This window comes from Nonomuraea corallina, assembly GCF_027620315.1.
Classification (GTDB): Bacteria; Actinomycetota; Actinomycetes; order Streptosporangiales; family Streptosporangiaceae; genus Nonomuraea; species Nonomuraea corallina.
Genome location: NZ_JAPNNL010000056.1, coordinates 12857 through 39547, shown reverse-complemented (window position 1 = coordinate 39547; position 26691 = coordinate 12857). Strand labels below are relative to the sequence as shown.

At 71.1% G+C, this 26691-nt stretch carries 26 protein-coding genes and 1 tRNA gene; 16 read left to right on the top strand and 11 right to left on the bottom strand.

Annotated features, from left to right (window positions below; genetic code table 11):
* From OUY22_RS16405 to OUY22_RS36915, 3 genes are all read left to right on the top strand, one after another.
* Nucleotides 1–588, top strand: a 588-nt coding sequence (locus tag OUY22_RS16405) for a DUF998 domain-containing protein (RefSeq protein WP_270155842.1), incomplete at its 5' end; no start/stop codon positions are given.
* A 28-nt stretch (nucleotides 589–616) separates the two neighbouring features.
* A complete protein-coding gene (locus OUY22_RS16400) occupies nucleotides 617–1075 on the top strand; it encodes a universal stress protein (protein WP_270155841.1) in 459 nt (152 codons plus the stop codon).
* Nucleotides 1076–1232: 157 nt separating this feature from the next.
* Nucleotides 1233–7511: an amino acid permease gene (locus tag OUY22_RS36915; RefSeq protein WP_408638170.1), complete on the top strand. Its 6279-nt coding sequence runs from the start codon at nucleotides 1233–1235 to the stop codon at nucleotides 7509–7511.
* Here the strand turns inward: OUY22_RS36915 and OUY22_RS16385 are convergent.
* Nucleotides 7420–10686: a LamG-like jellyroll fold domain-containing protein gene (locus OUY22_RS16385; protein WP_270155840.1), complete on the bottom strand. Its 3267-nt coding sequence runs from the start codon at nucleotides 10684–10686 to the stop codon at nucleotides 7420–7422. The genes OUY22_RS36915 and OUY22_RS16385 overlap by 92 nt on opposite strands.
* Before the next feature lie 395 nt (nucleotides 10687–11081).
* Here OUY22_RS16385 and OUY22_RS16380 point away from each other — a divergent pair, with 395 nt between their 5' ends.
* From OUY22_RS16380 to OUY22_RS16345, 8 genes are all read left to right on the top strand, one after another.
* Nucleotides 11082–11966 (top strand): M23 family metallopeptidase, encoded by an 885-nt coding sequence (locus OUY22_RS16380; protein WP_270155838.1) that lies wholly within the window; start codon nucleotides 11082–11084, stop codon nucleotides 11964–11966.
* 69 nt (nucleotides 11967–12035) lie between these two features.
* Nucleotides 12036–12983 carry an endonuclease/exonuclease/phosphatase family protein gene (locus OUY22_RS16375; RefSeq protein WP_270155837.1) on the top strand — a complete coding sequence of 316 codons (948 nt, stop codon included), beginning with the start codon at nucleotides 12036–12038 and terminating at the stop codon, nucleotides 12981–12983.
* Between the two features lie 220 nt (nucleotides 12984–13203).
* The gene (locus OUY22_RS16370; protein WP_270155836.1) at nucleotides 13204–13770 is read left to right on the top strand and encodes a hypothetical protein; all 567 of its coding nucleotides are present in this window, start codon (nucleotides 13204–13206) and stop codon (nucleotides 13768–13770) included.
* Nucleotides 13770–14693 carry a DUF4097 family beta strand repeat-containing protein gene (locus OUY22_RS16365; protein WP_270155835.1) on the top strand — a complete coding sequence of 308 codons (924 nt, stop codon included), beginning with the start codon at nucleotides 13770–13772 and terminating at the stop codon, nucleotides 14691–14693. The genes OUY22_RS16370 and OUY22_RS16365 overlap by 1 nt, the downstream gene beginning before the upstream one ends.
* A 19-nt stretch (nucleotides 14694–14712) precedes the next feature.
* Nucleotides 14713–15693 carry an ATP-binding cassette domain-containing protein gene (locus OUY22_RS16360; RefSeq protein WP_270155834.1) on the top strand — a complete coding sequence of 327 codons (981 nt, stop codon included), beginning with the start codon at nucleotides 14713–14715 and terminating at the stop codon, nucleotides 15691–15693.
* Nucleotides 15690–16493 (top strand): ABC transporter permease, encoded by an 804-nt coding sequence (locus OUY22_RS16355; protein ID WP_270155833.1) that lies wholly within the window; start codon nucleotides 15690–15692, stop codon nucleotides 16491–16493. Before OUY22_RS16360 ends, OUY22_RS16355 begins: the two co-directional genes overlap by 4 nt.
* Nucleotides 16490–17011, top strand: coding sequence for a DUF1707 SHOCT-like domain-containing protein (locus OUY22_RS16350; protein WP_270155832.1), 522 nt, complete (start codon nucleotides 16490–16492; stop codon nucleotides 17009–17011). The genes OUY22_RS16355 and OUY22_RS16350 overlap by 4 nt, the downstream gene beginning before the upstream one ends.
* Nucleotides 17012–17120: 109 nt before the next feature.
* Entirely contained in the window at nucleotides 17121–17795 is a 675-nt protein-coding gene (locus tag OUY22_RS16345) for a DNA alkylation repair protein (protein WP_270155831.1), read from the top strand.
* Here OUY22_RS16345 and OUY22_RS16340 read toward each other — a convergent pair.
* On the bottom strand, nucleotides 17782–18471 hold the full coding sequence (locus OUY22_RS16340; RefSeq protein ID WP_270155830.1) for a TetR/AcrR family transcriptional regulator: 690 nt from the start codon (nucleotides 18469–18471) through the stop codon (nucleotides 17782–17784). The genes OUY22_RS16345 and OUY22_RS16340 overlap by 14 nt on opposite strands.
* A 105-nt stretch (nucleotides 18472–18576) precedes the next feature.
* On the opposite strand from OUY22_RS16340, the gene OUY22_RS16335 reads away from it, so the two are divergent.
* From OUY22_RS16335 to OUY22_RS16325, 3 genes are all read left to right on the top strand, one after another.
* The gene (locus tag OUY22_RS16335) at nucleotides 18577–19503 is read left to right on the top strand and encodes a zinc-binding dehydrogenase (protein ID WP_270155829.1); all 927 of its coding nucleotides are present in this window, start codon (nucleotides 18577–18579) and stop codon (nucleotides 19501–19503) included.
* Nucleotides 19504–19610: 107 nt separating this feature from the next.
* Nucleotides 19611–20069 (top strand): hypothetical protein, encoded by a 459-nt coding sequence (locus tag OUY22_RS16330; RefSeq protein ID WP_270155828.1) that lies wholly within the window; start codon nucleotides 19611–19613, stop codon nucleotides 20067–20069.
* 128 nt (nucleotides 20070–20197) lie between these two features.
* Complete coding sequence (locus tag OUY22_RS16325; RefSeq protein ID WP_270155827.1) at nucleotides 20198–20623, top strand: hypothetical protein; 426 nt, start codon at nucleotides 20198–20200, stop codon at nucleotides 20621–20623.
* Between the two features lie 259 nt (nucleotides 20624–20882).
* On the opposite strand, the gene OUY22_RS16320 is transcribed toward OUY22_RS16325, so the two are convergent.
* The 9 genes from OUY22_RS16320 to OUY22_RS16280 form a co-directional block, all read right to left on the bottom strand.
* Entirely contained in the window at nucleotides 20883–21143 is a 261-nt protein-coding gene (locus OUY22_RS16320) for a Txe/YoeB family addiction module toxin (protein ID WP_270155825.1), read from the bottom strand.
* Complete coding sequence (locus OUY22_RS16315; protein WP_270155824.1) at nucleotides 21140–21406, bottom strand: type II toxin-antitoxin system Phd/YefM family antitoxin; 267 nt, start codon at nucleotides 21404–21406, stop codon at nucleotides 21140–21142. The genes OUY22_RS16320 and OUY22_RS16315 overlap by 4 nt, the downstream gene beginning before the upstream one ends.
* 228 nt (nucleotides 21407–21634) lie before the next feature.
* Nucleotides 21635–22033, bottom strand: a complete 399-nt coding sequence (locus tag OUY22_RS16310; protein ID WP_270155823.1) for a DMT family transporter — start codon at nucleotides 22031–22033, stop codon at nucleotides 21635–21637.
* A 40-nt stretch (nucleotides 22034–22073) separates the two neighbouring features.
* Nucleotides 22074–22394: a DMT family transporter gene (locus OUY22_RS16305; RefSeq protein WP_270155822.1), complete on the bottom strand. Its 321-nt coding sequence runs from the start codon at nucleotides 22392–22394 to the stop codon at nucleotides 22074–22076.
* Between the two features lie 132 nt (nucleotides 22395–22526).
* On the bottom strand, nucleotides 22527–23183 hold the full coding sequence (locus tag OUY22_RS16300) for a DsbA family oxidoreductase (protein ID WP_270155821.1): 657 nt from the start codon (nucleotides 23181–23183) through the stop codon (nucleotides 22527–22529).
* Nucleotides 23184–23619: 436 nt separating this feature from the next.
* Nucleotides 23620–24150 carry a hypothetical protein gene (locus OUY22_RS16295; protein WP_270155820.1) on the bottom strand — a complete coding sequence of 177 codons (531 nt, stop codon included), beginning with the start codon at nucleotides 24148–24150 and terminating at the stop codon, nucleotides 23620–23622.
* Nucleotides 24151–24252: 102 nt separating this feature from the next.
* Nucleotides 24253–24325, bottom strand: a tRNA-Ala gene (locus OUY22_RS16290).
* A 19-nt stretch (nucleotides 24326–24344) separates the two neighbouring features.
* Complete coding sequence (locus OUY22_RS16285; protein WP_270155819.1) at nucleotides 24345–25076, bottom strand: HAD family hydrolase; 732 nt, start codon at nucleotides 25074–25076, stop codon at nucleotides 24345–24347.
* 15 nt (nucleotides 25077–25091) lie between these two features.
* Nucleotides 25092–25211 carry a DLW-39 family protein gene (locus OUY22_RS16280; RefSeq protein WP_270155818.1) on the bottom strand — a complete coding sequence of 40 codons (120 nt, stop codon included), beginning with the start codon at nucleotides 25209–25211 and terminating at the stop codon, nucleotides 25092–25094.
* A 283-nt stretch (nucleotides 25212–25494) separates the two neighbouring features.
* Here OUY22_RS16280 and OUY22_RS16275 point away from each other — a divergent pair, with 283 nt between their 5' ends.
* Both OUY22_RS16275 and OUY22_RS16270 read left to right on the top strand, forming a co-directional pair.
* Nucleotides 25495–25707 carry a heavy-metal-associated domain-containing protein gene (locus OUY22_RS16275; RefSeq protein ID WP_270155817.1) on the top strand — a complete coding sequence of 71 codons (213 nt, stop codon included), beginning with the start codon at nucleotides 25495–25497 and terminating at the stop codon, nucleotides 25705–25707.
* Nucleotides 25704–26690 (top strand): hypothetical protein, encoded by a 987-nt coding sequence (locus OUY22_RS16270; RefSeq protein ID WP_270155815.1) that lies wholly within the window; start codon nucleotides 25704–25706, stop codon nucleotides 26688–26690. The genes OUY22_RS16275 and OUY22_RS16270 overlap by 4 nt, the downstream gene beginning before the upstream one ends.
* Nucleotide 26691 lies beyond the last annotated feature (1 nt).

Sequence of the window (26691 nt, the reverse complement as noted above, 5' to 3'; positions counted from 1 at the left end):
ATCGGCGCCGGCGCCGGCGCCATGCTCACCCTGCACACCGAGGCGGGGCTCGACCCGATGCACACCGTCATCAGCGAGTACGCCTTCCAGGCGGCCGGCTGGTTACTCCCGCTGTCGCTGACGTCGTTCGCCGCCGGCGCGGCCCTGATCGCCGAGGCGCTGCGCCGGTCCGGCGCGGACCGGTGGGTCGTGGCGCTGCTGGCCGTGTGGGGGGTGAGCATGTTCCTGGTCGGCGCCTTCCCGACCGATGCGCCCGGCCTGCCGCTGTCGATGTCGGGGGCCATCCACAGGTACGCCGCATTCGTCGCGTTCCTCGTGATGCCGCTGGCGGGGCTGTTGCTGGCCAGGGCGCGGATCCGGTACGCCGGCTGGGTGCGGACGCTCAGCGTCGTCGCCCTGACCGCGCTGGTGATGGTCGTGATCCCGTACGCGGTGCGGATGTTCGGCGTCCCGCTGACCAACGAGGAGTTCCCCGCCGGGCTGATCCAGCGCACGGTGGTGGTCACCGAACTGGGCGTGCTCGCGCTGGCCGGGCTGTCGATGCTGCGCCCGCCCGTCCGCCGCGCCGGTGCGCCCGTCCTGGCATGACCACCCCGGTTCCCGGTAGAGGTCGAGTATGACGATTCTCCTCGCGTACGACGGATCCGACGACGCCAAGGCGGCCATCGCCTTCGCCGGGCGCATGTTCCCCGGGCGGGACACGGTCGTGCTGACCGTGTGGGAGCGGCTGGCGATGACCACCGCGCGAGCCTCGGCCGGGCTCATGATGACGATCGACACCTCGCCCGTGGAGGAAGAGGCGATCGACCAGGCCATGAACGCGCTGGCCGCGCAGGGGGTCGAGCAGGCCCGCGCGGCGGGGCTGGAGGCCCGGCCGCGCTGCGTGCCGGACGCGACCGCCGTGTGGGCGACGATCGTGGACGTGGCCGACGAACTCGACGCCGAGCTGATCGTGACCGGCACCCGCGGACTCGGCGGCGTGAAGTCGCTGCTGCTCGGCAGCACCTCCGACCGGGTGCTGCACCACGCGCGCCGGCCGGTCCTGGTCGTGCCCGGCCCGGGAACCGACGGGTAGCGCGCCACCGTCCGTTCGGCCCGCGTTCCCCTGCCGTAGGTTGATCGGCGCCGTCCGGTGCGGCAGAGTGCTCCGGACAGCGAGGAGGGGGCGCGTGGCCGACGAACTGGCCCGGCGGCTGGAGACCAGGGACGCCGTCGTCGTGGGGCTGAGCGCCATGATCGGGGCCGGGGTCTTCGCCGTGTTCGCCCCGGCCGCCGCGGCGGCCGGATCGTGGCTGCTCGCCGCGCTCGGGCTGGCCGCCGTCGTGGCCTACTGCAACGCCACCTCCTCCGCCCGCCTGGCCGCCCGCCACCCGGAGTCGGGCGGGACCTACGTGTACGGACGACGCCGGCTGGGCCCCTTCTGGGGCTACCTCGCCGGGTGGGGCTTCACCGTCGGCAAGACCGCCTCCTGCGCGGCCATGGCGCTGACCTTCGGCGCGTACGCGGCCCCCGGCCTCGCCAGGCCGCCGGCCGTGGCGGCGGTGGTCGTGCTGACGGTGCTCAACCTGTCCGGGGTGCGGCGGTCGGCGCGGGCGGCGCGGCTCATGGTGGGGTTCGTGCTGCTGGTGCTGGCCGCCGTCGTGGCGGCGGCGTTCCTGCCGGACACCGGTGTCATGACCGGCGTCCCCGGCGGCGACCATGCACCGAACGCGAAGGTCGTCGACAAGGAGCAGGTGATCGAGGTCGGCTCCCTGGACGACCTGCCTCCCGGGCTCCACCTGATCCTCGATCCCGAGGTGACCGGGTGGGGCGTGCTCCAGGCGGCCGGGCTGCTCTTCTTCGCCTTCGCCGGCTACGCCCGCGTCGCCACCCTGGGCGAGGAGGTCCGCGACCCCGGCCGGACCATCCCGCGCGCCATCGGGATCGCGCTCGGCCTCACCCTGGTGGTGTACACGCTGGTCGCCGCCGCCGCACTGCACACCCTCGGGCCAGGGCTGCTCGCCGCCTCGCCCGAGCCGCTGGTCGAGGTCGTCAAGGTGGGCGGCGAGAGATGGCTGGAGCCGGTGGTGCGGGCCGGGGCGGCGATGGCCTCGCTCGGCGCCCTCCTCGCGCTGATGATGGGCGTCTCCCGCACGGTGCTCGCCATGGCCCGCGAGCGCGACCTGCCCGGCGCGCTCGCCGCCGTGGCCCCCCGCCCCCCCGCGCCCCCCCCGGCCGCGCGGGGGGGGGGGGGGGCGGGGGGGGTCGCCGGCGAAGAAGTAGACCTTCCCCGCCGAGGAGCGCATCGCCACCGCCTCGCCGTTGACCGTGTAGTAGCGGGTGCCCGACACGGTCTGGGCGGCCAGGTCGAGCCGGAGCTCCATGTCGTCGACGTACAGGGTGGCGTCCGTCGCGGTGCGGCGGATCAGCCGGTCGCCGTCGGCGTCGTAGACGAACGAGGTGGTTCTGCCCGCCTCGGTGACCGATTCGAGGTTGCCCTCCGCGTCCCAGGTCAGCTGCTGCTCGGAGCCGCCGGTCCGGCGCACGATGGTGTTGCCGGCGGCGTCGTACTGGTAGGAGGAGGGCTGCTCGGTGGCCGGCCCGGTGGGCGTGACCGAGGTGAGCGCGTGCGGCCGGGGCTGCCCGGCGGCGGGGTAGGCGTAGTCGCGGACGACCTGCTGCCGGCCGCCGAACGCGTGGTGGGTCTCCTTGGTCCGGTTGCCGGTGGAGTCGTAGGCGTAGCTGGTGGCGTACGGGGCGATGCCGCCGATCAGCGTGGAGCGCGGCTCGCCGGAGGCGCAGGCGTCGGTGGCCGTCCACGCGGCGGTGAGCCGGCGCAGGTGGTCGTAGGTGAAGCACTGGGTGTCGGCGGACGCCCGGTCGGCGATCCTGGTGATGTTGCCGCTGGCGTCGTAGGTGTAGTTCAGGTCCAGGTCGGAGGCGGTGCCGGTGTCCCGGTCGAGCTGGGACCTGATGAGCCTGCGGGTGCCCTCCTCGTAGGCGTGGGTCAGCCAGGTCTTGCGCGTGCCCGTGCTGAGCTCGTACTGGAGCGTCTCGCCGAGCTTGCCGTAGCGGGCGTCGGTGACGTACGTGGACAGGCCCTCGACCTTCGTGGGCTGGCGCAGCGCGTCGTACCCGTAGGTGACGGTCTCGGCGGGCAGCCCGCCGGCGTCCGGGAACGTGATGGACTGCACCTGGTCGTCGGCGGTGTAGCGGGTGTTGAAGACGTACGTGCCGGCGAGCTTTCCTTCCCTGGCCGGGATGGTCACGCTCTGGCGGAGCGTGCGGTACTCCCGGTCGATGGCCTCGATCTTGGCGGTGTAGGCCTCCTTCCCCGCCCACCGGACGGTCTCGGCCAGGTGGCCCTTGGCCAGCGTGTCGTAGCGCCACTCGGCCAGCAGCGGCCCGGTGGCCGTACCCTCCCTGGTCGAGGTCCGGCGGCCGAGCGCGTCATAGGTGTGCACGAGGGTGCGTCCGCGGGCGTCGGTGCTGGAGATCTCCTCGTCCAGGTCGTTGAACACCCGGGTGGTGACGCCCTTGTCCGGGTCCTCGGTCTTGATCTCGCGGTCACGCAGGTCGTAGTGGTGCCGCCAGACGTTGCCCGCCGGGTCGGTCACGGTGGTGAGCCGGCCCGACCTGTCGTAGGCGTACTTGGTGGCCTCGTAGTCGCCGGTCGGGGTCGCGCCCTTGTACTGGCGCAGCTCCACGCCCCTGCCCTCGGCGTCGGCGATGAGGGTGGCGGCGCTCTCGCCGGGCGGCGGGGTCACATGCGCCCGGTCGGCGAAGCGCCTGACGGTGGACTTCCACTTCTCCTGGCCCTTGACGCGGAAGCTCTGCGAGGCCAGTTCGCCGGACCCGTCGAAGGTGGCGACGACCTGGCCGGCGACGTCGTCGTCCGACACCTGGAACACGTTCGTCTCCGGGTCGCCGGTGGCGTAGTAGCCGTCGTTGGTCTTGGCCACCTCGCCGATCGAGTTGTGGAAGACGTCGGTGACGACCCGGCCGCCGCCGGGCGCGGGCTCCTGGGTCTGGCGCGGGCGCAGCAGCCCGTCGTAGAGCTCGTGGCTGGTGATGTAGGTGCCGTCGGTGGCGAGCGTCCTGGTGGTGACGACGTTCGGGCCGTCGGTGCGGATCAGGTAGGAGTACTCGGTGTTGGGCGACTGGCCCGCCGCCTTGTCCCTGTCGTGCTGCCACACCTTGACCAGGCGACCGAGCGGGTCGTGCTGCAGGTCGGTGCGGCGGCCGTTCTCGTCCACCTCCGCGACCGGCTCGCCCCACGCGGGCTCGACATAGGTGACGTCGGCGTGGCCGAGCGGGTTGACGGAGCGCACCTCGGTCGCCGGCCCGCCGGACGCCGGCACGTACGAGGTCGTCGTGGAGCCGCCGGCGGCGTCGGTCTCCGCCGTCACGCGGCCGTAGGCGTCGTACGCGCGGGCCACGTCCAGCACGTACCGGGGCGTGCCCCCGTCGTAGGAGGCCAGCTCCTCCTCCCTGGTCACGTCGCCGCGCAACGGGGCCTGCCCGAACGCCCGGCCGTCGAAGTGGAACCGTTCGTCCGACAGCACGTCGGCGGGCCGCTGCGGCTGGACCGAGCACGGCTTGCCGACGGTCTCGACCCGGCTGGTGAAGTCGAGCATCCAGGCGGCGGTGTCGCGGGCGTAGGTGTAGCGGGTGCAGACGTCGTCAGCCGGGTCGGCGACGTCGCCGAGGTCGGCCACCTGGGTGACGAGGCCGTGCTCGTCGTACGTGCGCTCCTCGGCGGTGCGCAGCCAGGTGCCGTCCTCCTTGAGGTCGCGGGTGGTCATCTTCGCGGACTGCACGACGTGCGCGGTCTTGGTCACGCCCTCGAACGTGAACTCGGCGGTCCTGCGCCACCAGGGCTCCTCGGCGGTGGCGGACAGGATTTTCCCGCCGTGGCCGTCGTGCACGATCGTCTCCAGGTCCGTCCCGGAGAGCTGGTCGTGGTCCTGGCGCGCCTTCCCCTCGCTGTCGGTGACCTTGACGTCCTTGCGGCCGCCGTCGGCCAGCCGGTCGCCGTCCATGCCGCGGTAGTAGCGGTGCTCGGTCATCGTGCGCGGCCCGTCCTGGCCGTCGCCCTGCCGGACCCGTACGCGGGCGAAGCCGCGCCAGTCCGACCAGGTCCGCTCCTTGGGCTTGACCAGGATGTGCTCGGCGTAGCGCCAGGCCGCCCCGTCGAGATACTCGTAGTCGGTGACCAGCCACGGGGAGCGCGCGGTGCGGTCGACCTCCACGGTCTGCGCGACCACGTGCTTGTGGAACCAGTCCAGCACCTCCGTCTCGTCCTGCGGCGCCCACCGCTGCGGGAAGCAGCGCTTGGTGTTGCGGTCGGCCGCGGGCAGGTTCGCCGGCGTGCACTCCTCGGGCGCGTAGGTCACCCGGGTCTCCGCGCCGGCCTCGCTGTTGATCGACTGGATGCGCCACCGGTACAGCGGGGCGCGGCCCTCGTCGGCGTCCACCCGGTTCTTCAGCTGCACCCCGGCGAAGGTCACCTCGGGCAGCGTGACGGTGCCGCCGACGTGGCCGGCGTGCCGGATCGAGGCCAGCCAGAGCGCCGGGCTCAGCCCGTCGCCGGTGGCGGGGAAGGAGTGGGTGAGCGTCCAGGAGTCCACGTCCCGGTACTCGGTGCCGGAGCGGACCTGCGTCGTCACCTTCGCCAGCCGCTTGCGGGTCCAGAACGTCGGCGACAGCCGGTCCTTGCACGCCTCGCCCGCCTCGCAGTTGCGGTCGAACGGCACGTCCGGCCAGTGGCGGGCGGTGTCCTTGGTGAGCTGGGCCGGCTCGCAGGTGATCGAGCCGCTCGGCACGCACCGCTCGGCCACGGCGAACACCGCCCGCGCCGCCGGCGCGACGGTGAACAGCTCGGCCGAACGGTAGCCGTAGTCGACGCGGGTCAGGTAGCCGCCGCGCACGTACGGGGTGCCCAGGTCGGGCTTCTCGTTGCGGCCGTAGTGGTTGCGCTCCGTCTCGTACCAGTACGTGAGCGCGTTGCCGTGCCGGTCGACCGAGTAGTCCAGGTTCCACCGCCAGGCCTGCTGGCACCAGGCGTTGGCGGGGGTGGCGTTGTGGCACGGCTCGCCGGACTCGTTGCCGAACACCGGCACCGTCCAGGCCGACTTCGTCTCGGGCTTGCCCGAGGTCCAGCCGGGCAGCCGGTTCAGGCCGAAGTGGTACTGGGTGCCGTCGGTGGTGGTGAGCCGCCAGTGCTCGCCGTCGTTGTCGCCGTTGGCGGCGCCGGTGAGCAACTCGATCCGGGTGCCGTCGTCGCGCTTGGGACGCCACTGCTTGGTGGTGGCGTCCTTGACCAGCTCCACGGCGGAGCCGTTGAGCATCAGCGTGGCGTTGTCGTGGTCCCAGCACAGGTCGCCGGTCTTGCGCCCGTCGGCCATGCAGGACTTGTAGCGGCGCTCGACGTAGCCGCCGGGGGTCAGGTCGAAGCCCTCGCCCGCCCAGGACACCTGGTTGTTGGTGGCGGAGGTGTGCCCGTCCACGCTCTGCGAGGAGTACGCGAGGTTGATCACGGGCTCGTCACCGCCGATGGACGGCGGCACCCGCATCGGGTGGCTCCAGGTGAAGTCGCCCGACTGGGGGCCGACGCTCCACTTCGCCGACGGCGCCAGCGACGTGGCGGAGTAGTCGCCGGAGGAGCCGGAGGCGGCGGCGGTGAGCGCGTACAACTGGGCGCCGGAGGCGGCGACGTCCACCTCGGCCCGGACCACGCCGGCCTTGACGTCGTTCTCGGCGGGCACCGGCTCCGGCGCGGGGCAGCCGGTCGCCGCGTCCGTCAGTGCGCAATCCTGGAGCTTGACCAGCCGCAGCCGGTCGGCGTAGTCGCCGCCGAAGGCGTGCCGGAAGCCGGAGTAGTCCAGCTCGACGCGGGCCGGGCCGCCCCGGGTCGCGCCCTGCCCACGGGACAGGCGCAGCGCCACGCCGGGGACGCCGGGGGCCTTGGCCCGGTCGAGCACCTCGACCTTGACCCGTTCCGGCGGCGCCTGGGCCCGCCCCACCGACTGCTGGGCGGCGGTGACCTTCACCGGCAGCGTGCCGGCGACCGTCCTGGCCTTGTCACCCGGCGCCGGCTCGGCTGTGCCGGCCTTCGGCCAGGCCGCGTCCGGCGCCTTGTCGATCGCCCGCTCGGCTGTGGCGTCGCGGGTCTTGGGGAGCACGGCGACCGGACGTCCCGGCACCGGCTCCTCCTTCTGCACCTGCGGCCGCTCCCGGCGCTCGGCCTCGGCCGGCATGGCGTACACCAGCGGGACGATCACGATGATCGCCATGGCGGCGCAGGACCGGACGAACCAGCGGAGCTTGCGCGGGAACCAGTCGAAGATCAGAAAGGTCGAACGCTCGTTCTCGGAGATCTCCTCGAAGTCGTACATCCTCACCGTCCAGAGCTCAGGCAGGGCGTGCGGCGGAGGGGGGTCATTCGGCGGCGAGCCGGGCGATGTCCGTGTCGCCCAGTGCGCCCTGGTAGGTCCGGACGTCGTCGACGATCCCGGGCCAGTGCCCGGTGAACGCGCCGTCCTGCAGCGCCCGGCCCAGCTGGAGCGGCCCGGTGGCGTTCCAGGTGCTCGTGTGGCCGGTCTCGGTGGTGGCGACGAGCCGCCCGCCGACGTAGACGCGCAGCTTCTTGGCGAGCGCGTCGTACACGCCCGCCACGTGGGTCCATTCCATGGCGTACGGGACGGCGTCCGAGCGGGTGCGGGTCACCGGCGCGCCGTCAGCGTCGGCGCCGGCCATGCCGAAGGACCAGCGCGGGCCCTGCGCGGCGTAGCCGAGCGTGAAGCCGCTGGCCCGGGTCCCGCTCTGGGCCACCACGGCGGCGTCGGCCGCCGGCAGCGCGTCGAGCTGGACCCACGCCGTGACGGTGAAGCTGTCATCGGTGCGCACGGCCGCCCGCGAGGCCCGCGCGTGGCCGCCGGCCCCGTCGAGCGCGAGCGCCCCGTCGAGCCAGCCGCCGGTCCAGGTCGCCCCGGAGCCGAGGGCGAGCGGGCCGGTCACGCCCGCCGTGTCCGGCGCGGCCGTGCCGGTCTCCTCGTCCAGCTTCCAGTGGCCGGTGAGGGTCGCGGCGTGGCTCACCAGCTTCACCACCTCGGCGGGGGCCAGGGCCCGGTCGTGCACCCGGACCTCGTCCACCTCGCCGGGCCAGGAGTCGGTCTGCCTGCCCTGGTAGAGGGCCTGCCCGAACTGCACCGCCGTCGCCGGTCCGGTCCCGCCGTGGTACGCCACGGGCCCGGCGGCGAGCGCGCCGTTCACGTACAGGAACAGCGACCGCGAGGCGGAGTCGTAGACGCCGGCCAGGTGGGTCCACTGGGCCGCGACCGGGACGATCGCCGGGTTGCGCGCCCAGACGGACTGCGCCGTGCCGCCCGGGTTGTTCATCATGAACCCCCACGACCTGGTGCCGCCGCTGTAGCCGAGCCAGACGCCGGCGTTGTCCTGACCGCTCTGGCTGACGGCGGCCACGTTGCCCGCGGGCAGCGACGACAGCCGCACCCACGCCGAGACCGCGAGGTTCCGGTCGGTCGGCGCCACGCCGCGGGACGTGGTGGCGTACTGGCCGGAGCCGGCGAAGCGGAGCGCCTTGCCGGCCCGGCCGTCGGCCCACGCGGCGCCGCTGACCGTCACCGGGTGCGTGCCCGCCTCGTCCCCGGCGGTCGCGCCGGAGCCCTCGTCGAGCCGCCAGGAGCCCGCCGGGCCCGTGCCGGGCCGCACGTTGAACACGTAGCTGCGGATCGGCCCCTGCTTGCCGGCGCCGTCCTTGCTGCGCACCGACAGCACGTTCGGGCCCTCCTCCAGCGGGGTGAGCCGGATCGTCGCCGAACCGCCTGCCGAGGTCGCGCTCACCTCGGTGACCGGGCTGGTGTTGAGTCCGTACAGGAACGAGGTCACGTCGCTCACGCCGTTCGCGCCGAAGGTGAACTCCCCGGCGCGGCCGAGCCCGTCACCCCAGGCGTTCTCCGGGTACTGCGCGGAGCCGACCGTCGGCTCCCGGCCCGGCGCCGCGGTGTCCACCCCGATCTCGCAGAACGGGCTCCACGCGCTGGTGGCCCGCCCGTCCTCGCCGCGCGCCCGCCACCGGATCACCGAGCCGTCCCCGTACGCCCCGGCGGGGACGGTCGCGGAGAAGGCGTTGCCGGAGGCGGCGGCCGGGGTGAGGTACTCGCCCAGCTTCGTCCCTGCCGCGTCGTACCACTCGAAGCGGCCCTGGACCGAGTTGTCGCCGTCGCGCAGCTTGGCCCAGAGCTTCGGCGTCGCCGTGCCGATCTTCGGCCTGGCGTCGCCCGTGACGCACGCGCCGCCCGGGTCGGACCAGACGTCGGCCGCGACGGGGGCGGTCGGGATGGTGTTGTACTCGACGACGAGCGTGGGGTTGTTGCGGAACTTCTTCCAGGCGTACGTGTCGGTCTCGCTGGTGGCGCGCAGGCCGAGCGTGATGTTCGACCAGTTGGAGGCCGCCGCCTTCACCGCCGCGGCCGTGGCGTCGAACTCCACCCCGCCCGCCGGGCAGGAGGTGCTCCAGCCCTTGGCCACGGTCTGCGTGTTGAGCTTCTGCGACCACGACGGCTGGTTGTTCCAGGTGGTGGACTTGCTGATGCCGCCGGTCAGCCAGAGCTCGACGGCTCTCTTGGTGCACGACCACGACCACGTCTCGTACGTGCGGAAGGTCGCCTTGATGATCTGCTTGCCGTGGATGGCGGTGCCGGTGTTCATCTGGAAGAACGAGCGGTTCGTCTGGCCGGTCTCGTTCTCGTGCCCGACCCGGGCCACGTCGCTGGAGTTGAGGTAGTTGGTGGTCGGATACTTCTTCCACACCGAGGTCCAGGCGCCGCGCGGCGCCGACACCGACGGGTCCAGATAGACGGGGTAGCGGGTGCCCGGGTCGGCCAGCATGGCCTGGTCCGGGGTGAGCGTCAGGCCGCCGCCGTCGATCCGCAGGCCCATCGCCTCGTGCCGGGACCCGGGGGACGGCCCTTCGCCCGGCCGGTTCGCCAGGGTCATCCGCTTGCCGTCGGGGTCGGCGGGCGAGTCCCACATCAGCGGGGTCGGCGCGGCGAACACCTCCGTTCCGGCGCGGTCCACGGCCTCCATCCCGCCGCCCTGGCCGGACCGCACGGTGAGGCCCTGCGTCCTGAGCGCGAAGCCGATCCGGTCGAGCCGGCCGCTCAGCGCGGCCTGCCTGGTCTTGACGACGAGGACGTGCGAGAACCCGTCCACGTCGGCCGTCACCTGGAGGTCGACGCCGGGGAGCACCTCGGCGTAGGTGGCGGTGGCGCCGTCGAGCGCGGGTTCGGGCAGCTTGCCCGGCCAGGTCAGCGCGAGGGACCTGCCGCCCCTGGCGACCTCGGCCATCGGGGTGTCGCCGCCGCCGGAGAACCGCAGCTCCACCGCCGTCGCGCCGGGGGCCACGGACCCGTCGGGCAGGCGGCGCAGGGTGGTGTCGACCGGGGTCCACCGGCCGTCCTTGCGCACCCGGACGGGGCGGGCGTGCTGTTCCAGGACCAGGACGCCGTCCGGGGTGGCGTGGACGGTCCGGGTCTCGGTGCGCAGGGAGCCGACCTCGACCCGCTCGCCCCGCTGGCGGGCCGCGTCGAGCGCGCCCTGCTCGGTGGCGGTGTCGGGCGGAGACTGCTGGTGGGCGGCGGCCGTACCGGCGCGCGCCGGGAGCGGCGCGGCCAGGCCGGACAACAGAAAAGCAGCCGCCGCGGCGACTGCTGTGATGGACCTGGAGCCGAGGGATAAGCCGATTGAACGGTGGCCTGGCGACGTCGCCACGCTCCTGACCCGAGCCATCATGCCTCCGACACGTCCTGGTGAAGCCGGGGATTCGACGCAAGTGTGAACGCGGGGAATTCGGTGATCAAGTGCTTGATCATGTTCTGTAAAGGTTTTCCCTGAGCGCCGGACTTTTTGACAACTTTCGCCAACGGCCGCTGACAGGAGGCCACGAGACCGCCACTCAGCGGCGCTTCGCTGGAAAGCTTCACGTTTCTGGGCATTGATGAAGAGAACTTTCGGGGCTATCTTCCGAGCAAGTGGCGCCACAGCGAACCCCTCATCACCCCCCCTCGAAGAGGTGACGCATGCCCGCAACCGGCAAGTCGTCCCGGCCGACGATCACCGCACTTCTCGTCGCCCTCGCCGCCGTCCTGTTCCCCCAGACCGCCTCGGCGGCGGAAACCACCGCCCTGGCGGCCCACAAGAGCCCCTTCAACTGCGGGAAGACCTTCTACGCCAACAACTGGAGCCCCGGGCACAACCCGTCGGGCTCCATCGACTGGCAGAGCTACGGCGGCGACGCCATCAACGGCGAAACCGTCCGCGCCACCGCCGGCGGCACCGCCTCCTTCCACAACGCCGGCAGCACCAGCTACGGCCTGTGGGTGGAGATCCGGCACGGTGACGGAACGCGGACCCGCTACGCCCACCTCGCCAGCATGGTGCGGGCGGCCGGCGGCTCGATGAGCGTCAGCCAGGGCACCGTGATCGGCACCGTCGGCTCCACCGGCGGCAGCAACGCCCCGCACCTGCACTACGAGCAGCGCACCACCACCGGCGCCATGGACACCAGCCCCACCGTCGACGGCGTCACCGTGTCCCTCGGCCAGAAGAAGGCCGTCACGAGCAGCAACTCCTGCGGCGGCGGCAACCCCTACACCCCCGCGGAGGTCTGCGGCGGCGGGTACGCCGTCATCGACTCCGCCGCCCTCACCGGCGGCCGCGTCTACCTGCTCTACAACTCCGGCAACGGCAACAACTGCGTCGTCACGCTGAAGACGACGAACGTCGGCACGGCGTCGGCGATGTCGGCCTTCCTCGAACCGCAAGGGGAGGCCAGGGCGACCGACTCCGGCAGCTACGGCTACTACGCCGGTCCGGTCCGGCGCTCGGCCCCCGGCCAGTGCGTCAAGTGGGGCGGCTCCGTCGGCGGCAGCACCTACACCAGCCCCTTCGAACACTGCGGCTGACCGCGCCAGGACGCCCGCCCGCGGGCGGGCGTCCTCCGCGCACCCGCCGGGTCCCGTACGTTCGGCGGCATGAACACCCAAGATCGGACCACCCTGTCGTGGACGCGCGAGCGAGTCCTGGCGGCCGTCGCCGTGCTGGTGGCCGTGCTCATGGCGTTCCCCGGGGTGCTGCCCAACGCCGTGGGCCGGCTCGGCAGCCTGCTGGAGACCTTCCGGCCCTGGGCCGGCCTGGCCGTGCCGGTGCTGCTCGTGCCGGCGCTGCTGCGCCGCTCGGCCCTCGCGCTGGTGTCGGTGATGCTCCCGTCGGCGGTGTGGGCCGGCCTCTTCGGCGCCCGGCTGTTACCCGCCGGCCAGGAGGCCGCGCACGACCTGACCGTGCTCCAGCACAACGTGAACGACGAGAACCCCGACCCGCGGGGCACCGCCCGCGCCCTCGCCGCGGCCGGGGCCGACCTGATCGCCCTGGAGGAGCTGACGCCCGCGACCCGGCCCGTGTACGAGGCCGTCCTCGCCCCCGGTCACCCGTACCACGCGGTCGTCGGCAGCGTCGGGCTCTGGTCCCGCCATCCCCTCACCGACTCCCGGCCGGTGGACATCAGGCCGGCGGAGGTGGGGGGAGACTGGAACCGGGGGCTGCGCGCGACCGTCCGGACCCCGCACGGCGACCTGGCCGCGTACGTCGCCCACCTGCCGTCGATCCGCATCGGGCCGTCCGGCTTCGGCTCGGCCTGGCGTGACGAGAGCGCCGTCAAGCTGGGCGCCGCCCTCGCGGCGGAGCCGCTGGACCGGATCGTCCTGATGGGCGACCTCAACAGCACCCTCGACGACCGCGGCCTGGCCCCGGTCACCTCACTCCTGACCCCGGCGGACGAGGGGTTCGGCTTCACCTGGCCCGCGGCCTTCCCGCTCGCCAGGATCGACCACGTCATGACCAGGGCGGCGACTCCCGTCGCCACCTGGACGCTGCCCGCCACCGCCAGCGACCATCTGCCGGTCGCGGCCCGCGTCAAGCTCTGATCAGTCGAGGACGCGCTCGCGCAGCGCGCGTGCACCGCGTTGGTGCGGTCCCGCGCCCCGGCCTCAGCGTGACCACGGTGCTCGGCACCGTGATCGCGGCCGTGTTCTTCCGCTGGGACTAGCCGAAGCACCCCTGCCTCGGGGGCACGACATCATCATGACGCCATATCTGCCCCCAAAGGCATTGCTAATGGCGTCATGATGATGTCATAGTGGCGTCATGGACCTTGGACCCTATGTCGACAGCCTCCGGCGCGAGCTCGTCATCGCCGCCGCGGCGGGCGGCGAGGAGGCCCGCGCACTGGGTGAGCGGCTGGCCGCCACGCTGGAGTCGGCCACCCGGCTCGCGCTGCTGGAGGCGCTGTCCGCGGCCGCCGACGAGATCACCGGCGAGCTCGCGCCCGGCTCTGTCGAGGTGCGCCTGCGCGGCCGGGACCCCGGCTTCGTCGTGACGCCCCCGGGCGGCGGGCCGTTCCCCGACGGGGGCGAGCGGCCCGCCGCGACGCCATCTGTGCCACCTCTGCCCGCCGCTCCTCCATCCGCCCTTCCTCCATCCGCCACTCCTCCGCCCGCCACTCCTCCGCCCGACACCGACGAGGGCGGCACGTCCCGGATCTCCCTGCGCGTCCCCGAGCCGCTCAAGCCGCGCATCGAGGAGGCCGCCGCCCGTGACGGGCTGTCGGTCAACGCCTGGCTGGTCCGCGCCGTCTCGGCCGCGCTCGCCTCCGGCGACGAGGGCCGCAGACCCCAGCGCAGCGGCAACCGCTACAGCGGCTGGGTGCGCTGATGACCAGGGCCAACAGCGAGGACGGGACCATGCACGTTTTCGACACGCCCGAGCCCGTCCTCGTCGTCGTCGAGCTGCCGACCGCCACCGTCCGGATCAACGCCGGCGACCGCGGCGACACGGCGGTCGAGGTGCGCCCCAGCGACGAGTCCGACGAGACCGACGTGGCCGCCGCCCGCCGCACCGAGGTCGAGTACGCCGACGGCCGGCTGCTCGTGCGCGGCGACCAGGAGACGTCCGGCAGCCTGTCGATCGACACGCTCATGCGCTCGCCCGTGGCCTGGGCGCGCACGCTGCTGCACGGCCAGGGCGGCTCCGTCGAGGTGACCGTCAGCCTGCCCGCGGGCTCCCGGCTCGACATCAGGTCGGCGGCGTCCCTGCGCTGCCGGGGGCCGCTCGGCGAGGTGGAGTTCGCCACCTCCTACGGCGACATCCAGGTGGAACAGGCCGGCCGGCTGCGGCTGAAGAGCACGTACGGCGACATCTCCGTCCACCGCGCGTCCGGGCACGCCGAGATCACCTCGACCCACGGCGACATCCGCGTCGGCGAGATCGACGGCACCGCGCTGATCAGGAACTCGCACGGCGAGATCCGCCTCCGCGAGATCACCGGCGACCTCCGGCTCACCTCGGCCCACAGCGACGCCACCGTGGACCGCGCCCTGGCCGGAGTCACCGCCAAGACGGCGTACGGCAGCCTGCGCGTCGGCGAGATGATCTCCGGCTCGATCGTCCTGGAGACCACCGGCGGCGGGCTGGAGCTGGGCATCCGCGAGGGCAGCTCCGCCTGGCTCGACGTGAGCTCCCGGTACGGCACCGTCGACGTCGCCCTCGACCCGAGCGACGGCCCCGCCGCGTCCGACCGCGTCGTCGAGGTACGGGCGCACACCGCCTACGGCGACATCACCGTCCACCGTTCCTGACCACAGTAAGGAGATCATCATGGCTGACGCGATCGTGGCCGAAGGCCTCGTCAAGAGGTACGGCGACGTGGCCGCGCTCGACGGGGTGGACCTGACCGTTCCTGAGGGAACGGTGCTGGGGTTACTCGGCCCCAACGGCGCAGGCAAGACCACCGCCGTGCGGATCCTGACCACGCTGCTGCGACCGGACGCCGGCCGCGCCACGGTGGCCGGGTTCGACGTGGTGCGCGACGCGCGCCGGCTGAGGGCCGTCATCGGCGCCTCCGGCCAGTACGCCGCCGTCGACGACCACCTCACCGGCGCCGAGAACCTGGAGATGGTCGGCCGCCTCTACCACCTGGGCGTCAAGCGCAGCCGGGAGCGCGCCCGCGAACTGCTGGAGCGCTTCGACCTGACGGACGCCGCCGACCGCCCGGTGCAGGGCTACTCGGGCGGCATGCGGCGCCGCCTCGACCTGGCCGGCGCGCTGGTCGCCGACCCCCCGGTGCTGTTCCTCGACGAGCCCACCACCGGCCTGGACCCGCGGGCCAGGACGAGCCTGTGGGACGTGATCGCCGAGCTCGTCGGGGCGGGCACGACCGTGATGCTCACCACCCAGTACCTGGAGGAGGCCGACCGGCTCGCCGACCGCATCGCGGTCATCGACCGCGGCCGCGTGATCGCGCTCGGCACCGCCGACGAGCTCAAGAGCCAGGTCGGCGGCGACCGGATCGAGCTGTCGGTGACGAGCGCCGCGGACCTGGCCGCCGCCACGCGCACGCTGGCGCCCCTGGCCGCCGACGACCTCCAGGGTGACGCCGCCGCGCTGCGGCTGACGATCCCGGCCACCGCCGGCACGGCCACCCTCTCCGACGCGCTCGGCCGCCTGGCCGCCGAGCGGATCACCGTACGCGACGCCGGGCTGCGCCGGCCGACCCTCGACGACGTGTTCCTGAGCCTCACGGGGCAGCAGGCCGACGCCAAGACCGCCGACGCGAAGACCAAGGAGACCGTCCGATGAACACCCTCCACCTGGCCGTCGCCGACGGCGTGACGATCGCCAAGCGCAACGCCCTGAAGATCCGGCGCGCCCCCGACCTGCTGGGCGGCGTGGTCATGATGCCGATCGTGTTCGTGCTGCTGTTCACCTACGTCTTCGGCAGCATGATCAACCTGCCGGGCATCTCGTACGGCGACTACATGCTCCCCGGGATCTTCGTCATGACGATCGTCACCAGCGCGCAGATCACCGGCTACACGCTCACGCTGGACCTGCAGAAGGGCATCTTCGACCGGTTCCGCACGCTGCCGATGTCCCCGTCGGCGGTGCTGACCGGCCAGACCGTCAGCGACCTCATCATGAACGTCACCAGCATCGTCACGATGGTGCTCGTCGGGCTGCTCGTCGGGTGGCGCGTCCACAGCTCGCCCGGTGAGGCCGCGCTCGGGTTCCTGATGCTGCTGCTGTTCGCGTACGCCTTCTCCTGGGTGACGGCGACGGTCGCGCTGGCGCTGCGCACGCCCGAGGTCTTCAACAACGTGGCCACGCTCGTGTCGTTGCCGCTGGTGTTCCTGTCGAACGCCTTCGTCGACAGCACCCTCCTGCCCGGCCCGCTGCGGCTGGTCGCCGAGTGGAACCCGGTCTCCACGCTGATCCAGGCCGCCCGCGAGCTGTTCGGCAACACCAGCGCCGCCATGCCGGCCCCCACCGCCTGGCCGCTGCGGCACGCGGTGCCGGTGTCGCTGCTGTGGTCGGTCGTGCTCCTGGTGGTGTTCGTGCCGCTGGCCATGCGGCTGTACAAGCGGGCCGTCAGCCGATGACCCCCGCAGAGCGCGAGACGGCGGTGGAGCTGGTCCAGCAGGCGTACGCGGACGGCCGGCTCCAGCCCGCCGAGCTGGAACAGCGCCTCGAACTCGCCCTGACCGCCACCTCCTGGGAGGACCTGGGGCCGATTCTCGCCGACCTGTCGGACGACGCGGTCCTGCTCGAAACCACCGGCGGGAACATCAGGCGAGCGGGCGACTGGCAGGTCCCGCGCCGCCTGCGCGTCAGCTCCGAGTACGGCAGGGTACGGCTTGATCTGTCCCGGGCGGTCATCCGGCATCCGCACATCGAGATCGACCTCCGGCTCCCGTTCGGCAGCGCCACGATCATCCTGCCCGCCGGGGCGAGCGCGAACGTCGACGGGGTGCGCACCGAGTGGGGCTCCGTGGTGTGCAAGGTCCCCGGCTCCCGGTTCGCCGGCGGGCCGCACGTCCGGGTCACCGGCGAGCTGACCTACGGCCGCCTCACCATCCGCACCGCCCACTCCGGCTCCTTCGTCAGGAGACGGGCGTGACCGCTTGGGCCCCCGTCGACTCCGGCCGAGGCCGACTCCATCAGCCTTGACTTATATAAGTGCCGGATGAGACCGTGACCCCTCGTACGCTATCGGACAGGAGAGCGAGATGACCCCGGCCGAGGTGATGGCCGAACTGGCGGCGCTGGAGGATCCGAAGACACGCGCGGTCAACGAGAAGCACGGTGACGATCACGGGGTGAACCTCGGCAAGCTGCGCGCGCTCGCCAAGCGGCTGAAGACGCAGCAGGAGCTCGCGGTCCGGCTCTGGGAGACGGGTGACACCGCCGCGAGGCTGCTGGCGATCCTGATCTGCCGCCCGAAGGCGTTCGCGCGTGACGAGCTGGACGCCATGCTGCGCGAGGCGCGCACGCCCAAGGTCCACGACTGGCTCGTGAACTACGTGGTCAAGAAGAACCCGCACGCCGAGGAGCTGCGCCTGGCCTGGTTCGCCGACCCGGACCCCGTGGTCGCGAGCGCCGGCTGGGCGCTGACCACCGAACGGGTGACGAAGAGGCCCGAGATCCTCGACCTCGCGGGGCTGCTCGACGTCATCGAGACGGAGATGAGGGACGCCCCGGATCGCCTGCAGTGGGCGATGAACCACTGCCTGGCCCAGATCGGCATCGATCACGCCGAGCACCGCGCCCGCGCCATCGACATCGGTGAGCGGCTGCAGGTGCTCAAGGACTACCCGACTCCCCCGGGCTGCACGTCCCCCTTCGCGCCCGTCTGGATCAACGAGATCGTGCGCCGGCAGGGGCGCGTGGTCAGCGGGGCGTGAGGGTCAGGGTCAGGGCGCCGGGGACGGCGGCGAAGGTGTCGCGCATGCGGGCCGTCAGGGAGGCGCGGGTGGGCTCGGCCGGGTCGGCGGCCCACCCTTCCAGGGCGTGGTGAAAGGCCGCGACCGCCATGTCCAGGGCTAGGCGGAGGCGGGGATCGTCACCGGGCGGCACGTCGAAGCGGCGGGTCAGGATGTCGAGGGCGGTGCGGGTGATGAGGTCGCACAGGTGACGACAGTGCGCGTCCAGCGACGGGGTCTTCTCGGCCAGCTGAAGGTTGAGCAGGACACGGCGGGTCCATCCCTCGGCGGGCATCCGGTCGATGACGGCCAGCAGCGCGTCGCACAGGAACGTCAGGACCGTGGCGCCCGCCGGATCACGGGACTCGATGTCGTCGAGGAACGCGATCCACAGGTCCTGCGTGGGCGCGCCGGCCACGTCCTCCTTGCTGGTGAAGGTACGGAAGAACGTGCGCTTGGAGATCTCCACCGCGTCACACAGCTCGTCGAGGGTCACGCCGTCGAAGCCGCGCTCGGTGAACAGCTCCAGCGCCGTGTCGATCAGGGCCTGCCGGGTCCGCGCCTTCTTGCGCTCGCGCAGCGGCAGGTCACGCAGCTCGTCCTCGGTCATCACCCGGCGGGCGAGCACGGCCGGGCGGCTCGGTGCTGTGCTGTCCACCAGTCAAGTGTAACCGATGCGCCAACGCCTCCAGGAGGTTTATGCCACTCGGTGGCGTTATAGTGTCCGTCATCGGCCATGAGAGGCTCTGACGAAAGGCACACCATGCGCGCATTGATCACCGACCCCGCGGCCCCCGGCGGCCTCCGCCTGGGCGAGACGCCCGACCCCGTCCCCGCGCCGGACGAGGCTCTCGTACGCGTGACCGCCACGTCCCTCAACCACGGCGAAGCGTCCCTGGCCCGGCAGGGTGCGCCGGCGGGCGCAGTCCTGGGCTGGGACGCCGCCGGAGTGGTGGTCCGACCCGCCGACGACGGATCGAGCCCGCCCGCCGGCACCCCGGTCATCACCCTTGGCATGGCCGGCGCCTGGGCCGAACAGCGCGCGGTGAACACCGGCATGATGGGCACCGTGGCGGAAGGCGCAGACCCCGGCGCGATCAGCACGATCCCCGTCGCCGGACTCTCGGCCCTGCGAGCCCTGCGCCGCCTCGGCCCGGTCCTCGGCAGGCGGGTGCTGATCACCGGCGCGACAGGAGGCGTCGGCAGGTACGCCGTCCAGCTCGCCCGGCTCGCCGGCGCCCACGTCGTCGCCTCCACCGGCGACCCCGCCGCACACGGCGACGCCCTGCGATCCCTCGGCGCCGACGAGGTGGTGGCAGGCCCGGACGACGTGGACGAACCGGTGTGCGGCGTCCTCGACCTGGTGGGCGGTCACCACCTCGTCGCGGCCTACGACCGCCTCGCCCCCGGCGGCACCCTCGTCGCCGTGGGCCGGGTGACCGGCGAGGGGGAGACCTTCCCGTACGCGATGCTGTCCGGCGACCGCGGCCACGACCGTTCGATCGTCTCCTTCTACCTGCCCGGCGAGTCCGGCCTCGGCCCCGACCTCACCTGGCTCGCCGCCAAGGTCGCCTCGGGCGTGCTCACCCCGCAGATCTCCTGGCGCGGCCCCTGGGCCAAGGCCGCCGAGGCGATGGAGGCCCTCCTTGAGCGCCGCCTGCACGGCAAGGCCGTACTCGACATCACCTGATCCCGGCCGCCGTACCACTCCGCGGTCTTGAGGACACCGGCCGCTGTCCACCTGAATCGAGATCATCGCGTGCGCGTCGTGAGACGGTCAGGTCACATGCTTACGGCGTGGATACGTACGACGCCGGAGTCTCGCCCACTCACGAGGGCAGGCTCGCCGAGCGGGTGGTCGCCGCGGCCCTCGCCGGCGTCATCCTGCCCTTCGTCCAGTTCGGCTGGCTGCTGCTCGCGGCCGCCCTGTCCGACGACTCGCACTGCGGTCACTTCGGCTGCATCGGCCTGCTGGCCGACGCCTGGGCGGTGAGCAACTGGGTGGCGGCCCTGGTCGCCTGGCCGCTGCTGCACCTCCTCCGGGTGCGCCCGGCATGGTTCCCAGCCATGCTGGCGCCCTTCTTCCTGGTGCCGATCTGGGAACTCGCCGGCTTCCCGGTCAACGTGGTCGCCGGATTGTTCGCCTACCCGCTGGCCGTCCTGGTCAGCGCGCCACACCTGTCGTGGCGGCAGCGCGGTCTCGTTCTGGCCCTCTTCCTGCTGGCCTGCGCCTTCCTCGCGCTTTCTTCCGGATAGCCGCATCACCAGCTTTACTCCGAAAACACGGGGATTTGCGTGGGCTTGTAAAGATCCGGCGGTCACGTCAGAATCAGTTCACACTTCAACTACTTGGTTGGAGAGCCACTGAACGGAAGAGGAGAGCCATGAAGCGCACCATCTCCGTTTTCGTCGCCGGCGTCCTCGGCGCCGCACTCACCGGCATCAGTCCCGCATCCGCCGCCGCCTCCGCGATCGACTGCTCCGCAGGCGGGTACACCCGGACCGTGGAGAGCTACGCCATCACCAACGCCGAGAGGCCCGCGGTGGACGGTTTCGCCTACCGTTACGGCAACCCGTCACAGACCACGTACGAGGTCTGCCTCGACATCCCGGACACCTCCACCTTCACGATCGAAGTGCGGAGCTGGGCCAACCAGACACAGACAGTGTTCGTGGACGACCGGCCCGGAGACAAGGTCTTCCGCTTCACGCTCGTCCCCAACAGCTTCTGGCAGGTCTACGGCGTATTGACCGGGCCCGACAGCGTCTACCTCTACTACACCTGGCACGAGAAGCAGATCCCGGCCTGACGAAACGCGGCGACATCCTCGCCCAGCCACGCGAAAAACTCCACCCCTAGGTACAAGACCAACCAAGGGGTGGAGCCTCCATGATCGATACACTGATCCGCATGGGCGACGGTGACGCACCTCTGCGTGGACTTCGACATCGCGCCTGCCCTGGCTCCCTTCGGAATCACCCTGGACGTCCTCGCAGTGGTAGGGCGCTGCTCGGCAAGCGGGATTGCCTGCCTGTACCAGGCGTTCCACGTTCCTGGCCGGACGGACGCTACTTCTCGTAGTGATAGCGACAGGCGGCAATCATGATGCTGTCGTCATTGACGCGATAGACGAGCCGATGTTCTGAGGTGATGCGCCGGGACCAGTAGCCGGACCATTCGTACTTCAGCGGTTCTGGCTTGCCGATGCCTTCGTTCTCGTTTCGGGCTATGTCAGCGATCAGCTGGTTGATCCTTTTGAGAATGCGTCGATCTTCTCGCTGCCAATAGCAGTAGTCTTCCCAGGCGAGTTCGTCGAAGACGATCTTCACGGGATGGGGTCCTCATCCGCCAGTTCGCGGACAGTGCCCCCACCGGACTCCAGGCGGGAGACCGCTTCCGACAGCCGTCTGCGGTTGACAGGAGAGGCCATCAGGTAGAGCGTCTCGCGCATCGATTCGTACTCGCGCTGAGACACCATGACAACGCCTTCCCCACCGGGGCGGGTAATGAGGACTTCTTCCTGGTCGTCGATGACGGCGTCGAGAGTGGCAGCATAGTTGGCCCGCGATTCGGACATGGTCATCACCTTCATGCCACCAGTGTACATGATTATGTACATGACCTGCCGAGTCAGCTCGCGACTATGCCGGATAGCAGCGCCAGCCGGTGTCCTTGCACCTCGGCGAACAGTCCCCTGCGTGCCCGCCTCAATACATCATCACCATTGGGGCGCCGAACTCCGGCGCGTCCGGCCGGCCAGCGGGAACGTTCCTGGCGGGCAGCGGCCGAACGCGACCGCGGGGAGTCGTCGTGGTGTGGTTCAGTTCATTGCCCGGGCTCGTTCGAGTTTGGGGCTGTCGGCGAGTTTGAGCCAGACCACCCCGGCGACGATCACGGCCAGCCAGAATCCCTTGACGGGGGTGAGGGTTTCGTCGAAGAAGACCGGCCCGAGGAGCGCTGCTCCGATGGCACCGATGCCGGCCCAGACGGCGTAGCCGATGCCGACGTCGATCCTCTTCAGGGCGACGCTGAGGAAGAACAGCGTGAACAGGAAGAAGACGATCGCGACGATCGACCAGGCCGGGTTGGTGAAGCCTTGGCTGCCGTTGACGCTGAGGGCGTAGCCGACCTCGAAGGCTCCGGCCAGGAGCAGTGCCGCCCAGGGGCCGGCCTTCTTTTCCTTGCCGGGCGAGGTGAAGGTCTGTGATGTGGTGGCCATGGGGATTCGTGTCCTTTCGCGGTGATCGGATGAGCAGGAACTAGACGGTTCCGGCGAGGTTGAGGCCGACGACTCCGACGATCACGACGGCAATGCCGAGGAGCTTCTGCCAGGTCAGGCGCTGGGAGAGGAAGAGGGCGCCGATGACGGCTATCCCGACGCCTGCCAGGGAGGTCCACAGGGCGTAGCCGACACCGACGTCGAAGGTCAGCAGGGCGAGACTGAGGAAGAAGGTGGCGATCGCGCCGCTGGCCAGGGTGCCGATGGTCCACCACAGTCTCGTGAAGCCTTGCGCCTTGCCCGCCGCGATGCCGACGGCGATCTCGAAGATGACGGCGATGGCCAGGTAGAGCCAGCTCATGATGGTGTTCCTCTCGATTCGGTGTCCGGACGCGCGAGCGCGTCCCCGGCGGTGATGGCGGTGTGCAGGAAGCGGGTGAACGGCTCGTCGCCGCGTGCGACGGGCAAGGGGCGCAGCAGTTCGGCCCGGTGTTCATCGGTGATGCCGAACGCTGGATAGCCGGCTCTCCGCCCGTGGAGCGCGGTGTCCCGCCTCCTGCGCGGTGAGCTGGTCGACGACCTTCTTCAACCGGGTCGCCGACGGAACCCCACGCAGGAGGTGCCCCCCGATGACGATGCCGGGCACCGCGTCGATCCCGACGACGTTCACGGCGTAGTCCTGGTCTCTACGCTGTCGAACCCGGCGCTCCTCGCTGTGGAGTGCCTGTTCCGCCTCGGCGCGGTCGAGGCCGACCGAGGTGGCGACGTCGATGATCACTTCGTCTTCACCGATGTTCCGGTCCTGCTGGAAGAAGGCCTTGAACATCGCCTCGGTGTAGGCCTCGGCCTTGCCCCGTTCCTGGGCGAGCTGCAGCACCATGAACGCCTTCTCGGTACGGGGCTGCGGCGAGACCGAGGGCAGCGTCATCGGCAGGCCGACACGCTCTGCCATCGGGTACACCGCGTCCTTCCATACCCGCGGCAAGTACTCGTCTTCCGGTCGCAAGGTGGGCACTGAGTCAGGACGCAGCTCGAACGGGCGAATCGTCACCCTCACATCGCGCTCACGCCTGAGCTCTTCGATCGCTGGTTCGACCAGGAAACAGAAGGGGCAGACGTAGTCAATGAACACATCGGCCTGCGTGGCCATGGCACGATCCTTCAAGTCAACTGTCTGTACATGCAAATATTTAGAAACGCCATAGTGCCGCTCCGCGGCGTCAGGGTCCGGCGATAAGGCCGGCGTCCAGATGGGAAGTGGATGCCGGACTTGCTCAGCAGCTCTTGGACGCGGCCCTCATGGGGCGGAGGCGAACTCCGCCACTCGCGGCCAGACGACACTCACACTCCCTCGTGAACTATCAGATAGCTGTATGTGCATGCAATTAAACTACCACGGGTTCATCGCAAGTCAAGAGTCGGCGGGCTGCCGCGGCGCTACAACCACCGATGGCAGCACGCCGCCCGGGACCCCGATCAGAGGATCGCCGACGCCTTGGACGCACGGGTCCACAGGGAGCGCGAGCAAGGCGAAGGCTAATGCCAGGTAGATGGGGGCCGCTGGCCCGCTCCCCCGTGACTCCCCGTCATTCCGCCTTGATCATGACCGATCGGGCATGCGACGGGCACACCCCTTTACGCCTGTTCCGGCGCACCCTACGTGAGGTGGTCCGACGCGCCGAAGCCACCTGCGGCTTCCCACCCGACCAGCGAATCAGGGCGATGGAGACGCCGAGGAGGACCGTGAACCCACCCGCGAGAACGTTCAGCGCCCCAAGGCCGACCTCTCCATCTGGGTCGCCGATCCCGGAAGGCCGGCCTTCGGCCCAGCTCGTCATGGCCCACGCCTGCGTCGCCACCACCACCCCGAACACGATCGTGACCGCAGCCAGGACGTACCCGGGAGGCCGCGTCCACGACCGCCTGGCGACAAGCACCATGCCGATCAGCAACCCGAGCGGCACGGTCACGAGCTGACCCAGGTTCAGGCCCATCAGGACCGCGAGACGGACGTGCTCGAAGTCGCTGCCACGCTGAGCCCATAGGAACGGGATCGTCATGACACCGCCGCCGATGAGGCCAACTGCCAATAACCGGAGTACCGCCACGAGCACCATGATTGTGGACGTGCTCGCCCCTGCGCGACCTCGCCGAGCGTTTAGCTGTACGAGAGCGAAAAGGCCACTTCCCGATCACGGGACGTGGCCTTCGACGTGCGGTGGAGCCTAGGAGATTCGAACTCCTGACTTCCTGCTTGCAAAGCAGGCGCTCTGCCAGCTGAGCTAAGGCCCCTTTGAAGGATGAAGATAGCTTACCGGGCCGACGCGGGTGTCCGCGCGCTCCCCAGGTCGTCGCTGAGGATGAGCTCGGGCAGGTCGTCGAGGGATCGCAGGATGTGGGTGGCTCCGCCTTGGAGGAGGCGTTCGCGGCTGTGGCCGCTGGTGGTGAGGATGCCGGTGACGAGGGCGGCGCCGGCTCGGCGGCCGGCCAGCATGTGGCTCTCGGAGTCGCCGGCGACCGCTACCTGGCGGACGTCGGGGATGCCGAGGCGGAGGACGGCGTGCAGGACCATGTCGGGCCAGGGGCGGCCGCGGCCGCCCGCGTCCTCGGGGCTGATGGCGAGGTCGATCTTGTCGTGCCAGCCGAGGATGCCGAGCACGCGGCCGAGCGTGGTGCGGCTGAAGCCGGTGAGCAGGGCGAGCCTGATGTCGGAGCCGCGGAGCTTGTCGAGGACCTCGAGGACGCCGGGGGCGGGGGTGAGGCCGGACCGTTCGAGGGCGCCTTCGTAGGCACGCTCGAAGGTCAGGTTGGCGGCCTGCGCCCGGGCCTCGTTGTCGGGGAAGAGGCCGCGGAAAATGTCGATCTCGGGTTGTCCCCGGGACCGGTGCACGTGCACCATGGCACGTGCGTACGCTCCGGTCCCGGGGACTATGCCCTGGGTGGCGATCGCCTCGGCGACCGCGCGTTCCACCGTGGCGATGTCGCCGACCGTGGTGCCTGCCAGGTCCAGGCACACCAGCTTGATGGGGACGATGTCACTCATCGCCTCGCCGGTCGGTTAGTTCTCGCCGCCGGTCGCCTCGGTCCAGAGATCGAGCTCCGCGCGGTCGGCCTGCACCTTGCGCCAGATCAGCAGCCCCCCAAGGGCGACCAGCGCCAGAACAAGCAGCTTCTTCACTGTGTGACCCCACTTCTTCGACGGTCTCACCCGCGGGGGCGAGACCCAACGGAATGCTTTGCAGCCTAGCAAGGGATGGCTGCGGTCCCTGTGTTTGCACGGGCCAGATGTACGGATTGTTCAAGGAACACGCCGGTCCGACTGTTGACATACCCCCTAGTGGTACATATGGTCCTCGACATACCCCCCAAGGGTATGAGGCTCGGAGACCGGGAATACCCTAGGGGGGTACGGTGTTAGAGTTGATAGCGAGCACTCTGTACGAGCATATGAAGGAGCAGCGATGACCACCTCCACCTACACCGTCAAGGGCATGACCTGCGGCCACTGCGTGAGCTCCGTCAAGGAGGAGGTCGGCGAGGTGGCCGGGGTGACGTCGGTCGAGGTCGAGCTCAAGAGCGGCCGGTTGACCGTGGTCAGTGACGGCCCTGTCGACCAGGAGAAGATCAGCGGCGCGGTCGAGGAGGCCGGTTACGAACTGGTCGGCTCGTCATGAACACGGCAGGCCGGTTGGGTCTCTACGGCGTGGCGCTCGCGGTCGTCTTCGCCGCCGCGCTGGGCGCCGGCAGCGCGGTGGGCCAGGTCGGGCCTGCCCCGGGCCCGACCGGCCACGCCACCGCCCGCGGCGAGACCGGCCCGGCCCACACCACGGACTCGCCGCAGGCCGACACTCACGCGACAGCCGAAGCGGAAGCCGACGGGCACGCGGGCGAGGCGAAGACCGACGATCACACCGACGACCAGGACGGTCACGGCGACGGCGCACACTCAGGCGCCACGGATACCCCCGGGGGGCTTCAAGTGTCCCAGAGCGGCTACACCTTCACCCGGGTCGCCACCGACGACCCCGGCGACTTCCGTTTCACCATCGAGGGCCCCGACGGCAAGCCGGTGACCGCCTACGACGTGGAGCACGACAAGAAGCTCCACCTCATCATCGCCTCCCGCGACCTCACCCGTTTCCAGCACCTCCACCCGGAGATGGCCGACGACGGGACCTGGCGCGCCGAGCCGGAGTTCGCCGAGCCCGGCCCGTACCGCGCCTTCGCCGACTTCAAGCCCACCGGCGGCGGCAAGCTGACGCTCGGTCTCGACCTGGAGGCGCCCGGCGACTACCGGCCGAAGGCGCTTCCGCACGCGGATGACGAGGCTCGGGTGGGCGACTACACGGTGCGTCTCGCGGGCAAGCTGGAGCCGGGCAGGTCGAGCAGGCTGACGCTCAGGGTGAGCAAGGACGGCGAGCCGGTGACGGATCTGCAGCCCTACCTCGGCGCCTACGGGCACCTGGTGGCGTTGCGGGCCGGCGATCTCGCCTACCTGCACGTCCATCCCGACGACACCGGGAAGGCCGGCCCGGAGATCACGTTCTTCGCCGAGGTGCCGAGCACCGGCGCCTACCGCCTGTTCCTGGACTTCAAGCACGACGGCAAGGTCCGCACCGCGGCCTTCACCGCCGAGACCGATCCGCACGGCCACTGAC

Bases quoted from the DNA above. Each gene is read 5' to 3' on its own strand.
- OUY22_RS16400 (WP_270155841.1), top strand. From the start codon at position 617: ATGACGATTCTCCTCGCGTACGACGGATCCGACGACGCCAAGGCGGCC.
- OUY22_RS36915 (WP_408638170.1), top strand. From the start codon at position 1,233: ATGATCGGGGCCGGGGTCTTCGCCGTGTTCGCCCCGGCCGCCGCGGCG.
- OUY22_RS16380 (WP_270155838.1), top strand. From the start codon at position 11,082: ATGCCCGCAACCGGCAAGTCGTCCCGGCCGACGATCACCGCACTTCTC.
- OUY22_RS16375 (WP_270155837.1), top strand. From the start codon at position 12,036: ATGAACACCCAAGATCGGACCACCCTGTCGTGGACGCGCGAGCGAGTC.
- OUY22_RS16370 (WP_270155836.1), top strand. From the start codon at position 13,204: ATGGACCTTGGACCCTATGTCGACAGCCTCCGGCGCGAGCTCGTCATC.
- OUY22_RS16365 (WP_270155835.1), top strand. From the start codon at position 13,770: ATGACCAGGGCCAACAGCGAGGACGGGACCATGCACGTTTTCGACACG.
- OUY22_RS16360 (WP_270155834.1), top strand. From the start codon at position 14,713: ATGGCTGACGCGATCGTGGCCGAAGGCCTCGTCAAGAGGTACGGCGAC.
- OUY22_RS16355 (WP_270155833.1), top strand. From the start codon at position 15,690: ATGAACACCCTCCACCTGGCCGTCGCCGACGGCGTGACGATCGCCAAG.
- OUY22_RS16350 (WP_270155832.1), top strand. From the start codon at position 16,490: ATGACCCCCGCAGAGCGCGAGACGGCGGTGGAGCTGGTCCAGCAGGCG.
- OUY22_RS16345 (WP_270155831.1), top strand. From the start codon at position 17,121: ATGACCCCGGCCGAGGTGATGGCCGAACTGGCGGCGCTGGAGGATCCG.
- OUY22_RS16335 (WP_270155829.1), top strand. From the start codon at position 18,577: ATGCGCGCATTGATCACCGACCCCGCGGCCCCCGGCGGCCTCCGCCTG.
- OUY22_RS16325 (WP_270155827.1), top strand. From the start codon at position 20,198: ATGAAGCGCACCATCTCCGTTTTCGTCGCCGGCGTCCTCGGCGCCGCA.
- OUY22_RS16315 (WP_270155824.1), bottom strand. From the start codon at position 21,406: ATGAAGGTGATGACCATGTCCGAATCGCGGGCCAACTATGCTGCCACT.
- OUY22_RS16310 (WP_270155823.1), bottom strand. From the start codon at position 22,033: ATGGCCACCACATCACAGACCTTCACCTCGCCCGGCAAGGAAAAGAAG.
- OUY22_RS16305 (WP_270155822.1), bottom strand. From the start codon at position 22,394: ATGAGCTGGCTCTACCTGGCCATCGCCGTCATCTTCGAGATCGCCGTC.
- OUY22_RS16300 (WP_270155821.1), bottom strand. From the start codon at position 23,183: ATGGCCACGCAGGCCGATGTGTTCATTGACTACGTCTGCCCCTTCTGT.
- OUY22_RS16295 (WP_270155820.1), bottom strand. From the start codon at position 24,150: ATGGTGCTCGTGGCGGTACTCCGGTTATTGGCAGTTGGCCTCATCGGC.
- OUY22_RS16285 (WP_270155819.1), bottom strand. From the start codon at position 25,076: ATGAGTGACATCGTCCCCATCAAGCTGGTGTGCCTGGACCTGGCAGGC.
- OUY22_RS16275 (WP_270155817.1), top strand. From the start codon at position 25,495: ATGACCACCTCCACCTACACCGTCAAGGGCATGACCTGCGGCCACTGC.
- OUY22_RS16270 (WP_270155815.1), top strand. From the start codon at position 25,704: ATGAACACGGCAGGCCGGTTGGGTCTCTACGGCGTGGCGCTCGCGGTC.